At 43.0% G+C, this 6,711-nt stretch carries 6 protein-coding genes; 3 read left to right on the top strand and 3 right to left on the bottom strand.

Annotation, left to right across the window (positions count from 1 at the left end; all coding sequences use genetic code 11):
- The first annotated feature begins 521 nt into the window (after positions 1–521).
- On the top strand, positions 522–1,820 hold the full coding sequence (locus tag LC608_RS35865) for a calcium-binding protein (protein ID WP_229558053.1): 1,299 nt from the start codon (positions 522–524) through the stop codon (positions 1,818–1,820).
- 194 nt (positions 1,821–2,014) lie between these two features.
- Entirely contained in the window at positions 2,015–2,497 is a 483-nt protein-coding gene (locus tag LC608_RS35870; RefSeq protein WP_229558054.1) for a hypothetical protein, read from the top strand.
- Positions 2,498–2,706: 209 nt separating this feature from the next.
- On the opposite strand, the gene LC608_RS35875 is transcribed toward LC608_RS35870, so the two are convergent.
- From LC608_RS35875 to LC608_RS35885, 3 genes are all read right to left on the bottom strand, one after another.
- Positions 2,707–3,720, bottom strand: coding sequence for a calcium-binding protein (locus LC608_RS35875; protein ID WP_229558055.1), 1,014 nt, complete (start codon positions 3,718–3,720; stop codon positions 2,707–2,709).
- Positions 3,721–3,760: 40 nt separating this feature from the next.
- A complete protein-coding gene (locus LC608_RS35880) occupies positions 3,761–4,708 on the bottom strand; it encodes a transposase (protein ID WP_229558058.1) in 948 nt (315 codons plus the stop codon).
- Positions 4,709–5,029: 321 nt separating this feature from the next.
- Positions 5,030–5,407, bottom strand: a complete 378-nt coding sequence (locus LC608_RS35885; RefSeq protein WP_229558056.1) for a hypothetical protein — start codon at positions 5,405–5,407, stop codon at positions 5,030–5,032.
- A 430-nt stretch (positions 5,408–5,837) separates the two neighbouring features.
- On the opposite strand from LC608_RS35885, the gene LC608_RS35890 reads away from it, so the two are divergent.
- A complete protein-coding gene (locus tag LC608_RS35890; RefSeq protein ID WP_229558057.1) occupies positions 5,838–6,617 on the top strand; it encodes a filamentous hemagglutinin N-terminal domain-containing protein in 780 nt (259 codons plus the stop codon).
- The last annotated feature ends 94 nt before the right edge of the window (positions 6,618–6,711 follow it).

Consider the following 6,711-nt stretch of genomic DNA (forward strand, 5'->3'; position numbering starts at 1 on the left):
TTTTGAATTATTCATTAATTTTTGCAATCTCTGAATATTCTCTGGTATTACATTAAAAACTTTTGTGTCATTTCTGCTACTTGTAAACGGTTGTTTCCCTATTCAAGTATGCTGTTAATTAACTGTTGCAAACAACTTATTAACATATATCAATCATGAAAAAAATGCACTAGCACTCCCAAAAAGTTGGTCATCATCCATGATTGCAAAAGAATTGTCAGAAGAGGAAATGGAAATTTGAGGAGGTGTTACAAAAGAATAAAAAGCGTAGCTTGCTGCCAACTCTTGGAGACGCACTCGTGTTCGGCATCCCACTGGCGCATAATTTTTTTGAAATATTTTTTAGTCTCGGTGTTTTTTTATGCTTTCTTTATTTATTCTCCATAAATATTAGTTATTGTTTCCTTCCCCGATTCCTTAAATTCCTTTGATAGCAAGCTTTCTGGCTTTCGTTGCCGTCGGACTCACATTAAATTAACTTAACTCTGCACTGAACCATAGTTTGACAAGGAGTGATGGACATGGCATCTATTAACGGTACTTTTGGTAACGACAATCTGACTGGGACTTTAGAAAATGATTCCATTTTCGGCGATTTAGGTGATGACACTCTCAATGGTCTTGGTGCTGCTGATGAGTTTGTCTTCAACAATGTAATTGATGTCCTCGTTCTTGGTTCTCCTGATGAATTGTACGTCTTTAGTACTGATGGTTTTGATATTATTAAAAACTTTTCGGGTGAGGTTATCAGTATTGACCCCGTGAATCACAACCGTAATCATGTAAATATAATTACAGTTGTAGTTGCCCCAGCACCCGTTGTAACTCGTTTAGAAAAAACCGAATCCATCTACGGCACCACAGATTCTGACACAATTCAAGGAACCTCGGCTGACGAGTATATTTATGGTTTGGAAGGCAACGATGTACTGTATGGCAACGATGGCTACGATGTGTTGTATGGTAGTCCGGGCAATGACAGCCTTAACGGTGGTGCAAACCGGGATGAACTGTACGGTGGTTTGGGCAATGATTATTTGAATGGTGGAGAAGACAATGCTGGTAATCTACTGTATGGCGAAGAAGGCGATGACATCCTTGATGGTAGTGACAGTTTTGATACCCTAACTGGTGGAACTGGCAACGACACTTATATTACTTATGTATACGGGAACCAGAGTTCTGAGGACAATGTACCCAGTGAGCAGAATATCGATAAGATTATAGAATACTTGAATGAAGGAACCGATACGGTTGAGTCTTCGTTCAACTACAAATTGGGTGACAACCTAGAAAACTTGGTTCTCACAGGTAGCGAGGATATTAATGGCATAGGCAACGCCCTGGACAATCGAATTGAGGGGAATGTCGGTCAAAACTTTTTGGTTAGCGGCGATGGCAATGACTACTTGCTTGGCTATGGGGACTACGACATTTTGGTTGGCGAGGCTGGTAACGACACACTTGTTGGCGGTGCTGGTAACGACTTCTTAAATGGGGGTTCTGGTAACGACTTCTTAAATGGCGGTGCTGGTAACAACATACTCACAGGCAATGCTGGTGCTGATACATTTGTCTTCAACTTCAGGTCTGAAGGCATTGACATCATCAAAGACTTCAGCTACTTACAGATCGACAAAATTCAGATTTCCACAATTGGGTTTGGCACTACTTCCACTAACGAGTTCAGTTACAACCGCAACACTGGTGGCTTGTCTTTCCAGGGAACCCAATTCGCTACTCTTGAAAACAAGCCTAATTTCATACCCACTTTCGATATTGAGCTTGTCTCTGAGGGTTTAACCTCTTCAATTAGCTAAAAACACTACAATTTTAATTTTTTGTGAAGATTAAAAAATCAATTTAGCGATGACGTAACCACCCGCCAAGAAAGCGATCGCACTCTTAGCGGTAGTCCCACGGATTTTCTAGGTTATGCTGACTTCATACCCCAGTTTGGGATGCTCGATGGTAAATTTTGATTAGATGCTCAACATAGTTAGGGGTATGCTATGTGGTTTTGGAAAAGGAATCGGTTGAGTACGAGGTATTTAAGAAATACGAAGGAGCGCTCTTATCTATCGGTGTAAATTTTGCAGATGCCGAAGTCCAAGATGCACTTGAAGGTTGTTCTTTAGATTTAGAAAATGCCTTGCGAAGTGCAATTGAATATGCTCTGTGGCTGAGTGAACACGAGAAAGAGATTTTCCCCAATGCCTTATTAATTCGTGCGCTACAGGATAATTGGAAGCCGAAAGCATGGCGCGATGAATATTTAGAAAGGGAGATGTTCTCTTCACCTGGGCAACGGTGGTGGAATGCCGCAGAAAAAATGTGGGGACGCGATATGCGGAATCAGTTGGTTGTTGATGTATTTTTTGACGGAGGTGGAGAATTTATCAAATTCAGCAACGGTAAAGAGATAAGAGTAAAAACTGCATGGGTCTGGGGATGGGAACGATTGCTGGAATATGCCAGCCCAGTACCTGTTTCATAGATATGGTATCCCCCAACACCCAAGCTAGTCGCTCATGGGGAAACCCCTGTTACTGCGCCCACTCCCCAATAAAATGTTCTAGAACCGGAATCTAAGTCCTCCAATTTATCGGGGGTTTAGGAGGTTCAGAACTTTTTGATACCTACAATAGAACTTTTCAAACATCTTGAAGGAGGAAAATCCATCCCGAGTGTGCTTGTTGGAAATACCTAAAGAGTAATGCCTTGAACACTGTCCTGTGGAGGAACGCCAAAAAAGGTAATTTCCTCAACATTCAATACATTCAATGTGAACTGATCGCGTTTAATTGTGTAATTGTTCGAGCTGCCTAGAATGGTGTAATCACTTTTGACATCAGGCAGAATTAGTTTGTCCCATCCCGAACCACCATTGATTGTGGCATTACCGTAACCAACATCAAATGTGTCGGCTCCAGATCCACCCTTAATCACGACATCGGCAATAGCGCCCCTTTGGTCTGAAACGGCATTACTACTATCATCAATTCGACGGGCTTTGAAGTAATCGTTACCGTTTCCGCCATCAATTGTGCCACCTTGGATGCCAATTTTGGCACCATACCCAGTAAGGCTATCATCTCCTGCCCCTCCACAGATGATGCCATTAGTATTAACAATACCTATGCCTTTACTAATGCCAGTACCGACAAGGGTATCGTTGCCATCGCCTAAACTGATGCTGCCACTGTTAACAATGCCTGTACCTACACCAGGTTCATAATCCCCAAAAGGGCCATTGTCCCCTGCACCGCCGGTGCCTGTGCCAGAGATTAAGTCGTTTCCCTGCCCTCCACTTATGGTGCTACCCTTACTGTTAGAGATGCCTATACCGTTACCTGAAGGGGTATTAAGCCTATCGGGCGATGCTAACGCGTTACCGCCCTTGCCGATACCAGTAATAGAATCGTTTCCAAGACCTCCACTAATAACGCTACCATCACTGTTGAAGATGCCTGTACCATCTCCTCCAAAAAAACTACTAGTTCCAGTTCCCTTGATGGAATCCTTCCCTTCTCCTCCATTAATATCGCTGCCACCACTGTTGAAGATTCCTATACCAGCAACTCCAGATTGTCCATTTCCAGTTCCAAAGATAGAGTCGTCCCCTTTTGCTCCATCAATGCGGCTATCCTGAGTATTATTGATGCCTTTAGCAAAGCCTCTTACAAAATCGCCGCCTCTGTTTCCGGTCCCGGAGATCAAATCTTTTCCGTCTCCTCCATTAACAATGCTCCGGACAAAATTAGGCAGCAATAACCCCGTAAGAACGTAGGTTTTGATAGTTAGGATGGGATTTAATCAAAGTCGGCGAGAGTCCTAACTTTGAAATAAAGGTGTCGAGCAAATGGTCATTGAGTGCGCGTCGCTTGACACTGGCCATTGAAAAGACAAAGGGTTGTTGGCTCAACTGCTGTCGATGAGTATCGAGCTTGGCAATATTGAGGGCAGTAAAACTAGCATTGAAATGAAAGTCAAGTTTTTTGACATCACGGGCTTGACAATCACTTAGTCCGGTAAATTGTTTAGCATCGCGGAAAATAAATTCGATTTGAAAGCGCAGTTTGTAGAAACGATAAATCTCGTCTGCCGATTGGTTGATATCTGTCGAGAATAAGACAGCATAACTCGGTTTGTTAGGCTTACGATGGTCAAGTACATAAGCCAGGCGGATTTTGCGCTTGAGTGAAACGTGCCATACAATTGCTGTATAGAGTTTAACCCCTGATTGTAGTTCGCGTACCCAAGCCAAGCGAGTAGGGTCGGCTAGATCAACTTTGCCATCATATTTGCGTTTAGCTCCCCGCACTTTCTGTTCACCCTCAAACACATATCGCAGATTCGCGTCTCGCCGCAGTTTACTAATCACATCCAGCTTGAGCCTCCTCACTCCGCTGACAAAAGGCTCCTTGGCATAGGCTCCATCAACTGCAAGATAGCGAATTTGGGGAGGTAATTGAGGTTGAGTAATTTCTAGGTGGTGGAGATAGTAGTCCATCCGCGTTAGGTCTGGACATTCGCCTTGGTCAAAGGTTTGTTCGGCAAGCAGGGCATAGCCCACTTCAGTTTCTACGTCTACTACCGCCACCAAGGACACTTCTAATCCTCTCTCGACTCGATTGTGACTGCCATTATAAAATTGGTCAAGGCCAAAGGTTTTTTTCTCGCTTTTGGCAATGAATGAGCAATCCATCACGGCAATCATTGAGTGATTTTCAGACGTTGCTGCTTTGATTACTTCCGCGTTGAACTGAGCAAAATCAAACTGTTTTTTAAACTGTCGGCGATAACTTCTCTCTGTTCGTTGGCTGTAACGACTCAAGTTGCTAAAGTTTACTTTGCCACAGGCAATTAGAATCGTGGCAAACAGCGTTGTCAATGCTTTGATCTGCGGTTTGTGGAAAATCCCCATTTTGCTCAGTAAGCCTTGTACAATTTCCATATGGCTATCGAGTCGGTGCAAGTTTTTTCTAATCAGCACCTTAATGGCTCGATAGCTTTCTTGTCTATTCCCTCAACTAAAAATTGTCCGGAGTATTGCATTAATGTAGCCGCCTTGAGTGTTAGAGATACCTATACCAGGTGCAGAGTCTATATAATAGTCGAAACCGCCAGTGCCTGTGCCAGAGATAGTATCATCTCCTTTCCCTGCATTGATGATGCCACTGTTAGCAATGCCTGTGCCAGTGCCTGCGCCCTCACTGCTGGAGAAATCTTGGTCGCCACCAGTGGCACTACCCTTGATAGTGTCGTTACCTCCTCTAGTATCGATGACTCCGTTTTTTAGAACCTCAATTCCAATTGCTGGGAATGCATTATCCTCTTGTCCCACCACTAGATCCAAAGCAGAAGTGCCTTCTAATGGGGGCAAAGAAACAATTAGTCTGGACATAATATAATTTTCCGCTTCCGGTGTGTGATGTGTGTGTAAGTTTCGGCAAGCTGTAACTTTTGGCATGCGCTTTAGTGCTGCACACTGTTTGTTTAATTCGGCATTTTCTCTCTTGGTGCAATAACACCTTTAGAACAGCTCCTTCCTTATTTCATGGGAATGAAGTATTCTTATGCAAATCTCCCGATCTTTTTTACAGGATGTTGAAAAGAGGTCATCAAATCCAAGCGCGTAAGTTCTGCACGGATGCTTATTTCAACCCTCGTTTTGAAAATCCGATTGGAGTTGGTAATTTATTTTTACGTAATTCAGCTGCGACACGAAAGCGGAACTAGATTAAAGTAAGTTCAAAAAAGCTTACTAATAAAGCGTTCCAAGTTACTAATGCAGTGTTGTTGTTAGGTAACGACTACAAAGCCAAGGGGGTGCAATGTCTGTTTTCAGGAGTACTTGTTGGGGATGGTTTTTGGGAATTACGATTAGCGGACAACTGTGCAATCCTACCTTTGCTCAGGTCACTGCTGATCCCTCTGTGGGAACTCAAGTGAAGCGAATCGACAACACTACCTTGGATATTACAGGGGGTACAACCGTTGGCAATACAAATTTATTCCATAGTTTTAGCAACTTTAGTATTCCAAGTGAAGAGATAGTCAATTTCCAAAACGCCTCTACCATTAACAATATTTTGGTGCGAGTTACAGGGAGAAATCCCTCTGACATCCAGGGAACCCTTCAAACTCAAGGTAATGCTAATTTCTTTTTAATGAATCCTAACGGCATCATATTTGGACAAAATGCCTCATTAAATGTTAATGGTTCATTTATTGGCACAACAGCTAATGCGATCCAGTTTCCGGGTGGTGGAGAATTTTCCATGACTTCACCCGTCAATCCGCTTAACCCCTTGCTGAGAGTGAATCCTTCTGCATTTCTATTCAATCAAATTCCATCCCAGCCTGTTGGGCCGATTCAAGTCAATGAAGCATTTCTATTCGTTCCTGAGAGTCAGAGTTTAGTGCTATTGGGAGGCGATGTGAATTTACAAGGAGCGATCGTGTTTGCTCCAGATGGTCGAATCGAATTAGGAGGATTGGCAGCAGGGGGAACGGTAGGGTTGAACATTGATAACAACAATTTCCGCTTAAGTTTTCCTGAGAGTGTAGCGCGAGCAGATGTCAATACTGCTCGGTTAAGGGAAAATAGATAACGGAATAAATCATAATTTGTTCGCGTGTAATCTACGAGAACAAAAACAACTAAAAAGGTTGCTTGTACCTGAAGGCACTCTCGAAAAATTTAAT

This window comes from Nostoc sp. XA010 (assembly GCF_020829625.1).
GTDB lineage: Bacteria > Cyanobacteriota > Cyanobacteriia > Cyanobacteriales > Nostocaceae > Nostoc.

What these genes read in the sequence shown, in the direction of transcription:
- LC608_RS35865 (WP_229558053.1), top strand. Translation starts at nt 522, where the DNA reads ATGGCATCTATTAACGGTACTTTTGGTAACGACAATCTGACTGGGACT.
- LC608_RS35880 (WP_229558058.1), bottom strand. Translation starts at nt 4,708, where the DNA reads ATGGATTGCTCATTCATTGCCAAAAGCGAGAAAAAAACCTTTGGCCTT.
- LC608_RS35885 (WP_229558056.1), bottom strand. Translation starts at nt 5,407, where the DNA reads ATGTCCAGACTAATTGTTTCTTTGCCCCCATTAGAAGGCACTTCTGCT.
- LC608_RS35890 (WP_229558057.1), top strand. Translation starts at nt 5,838, where the DNA reads ATGTCTGTTTTCAGGAGTACTTGTTGGGGATGGTTTTTGGGAATTACG.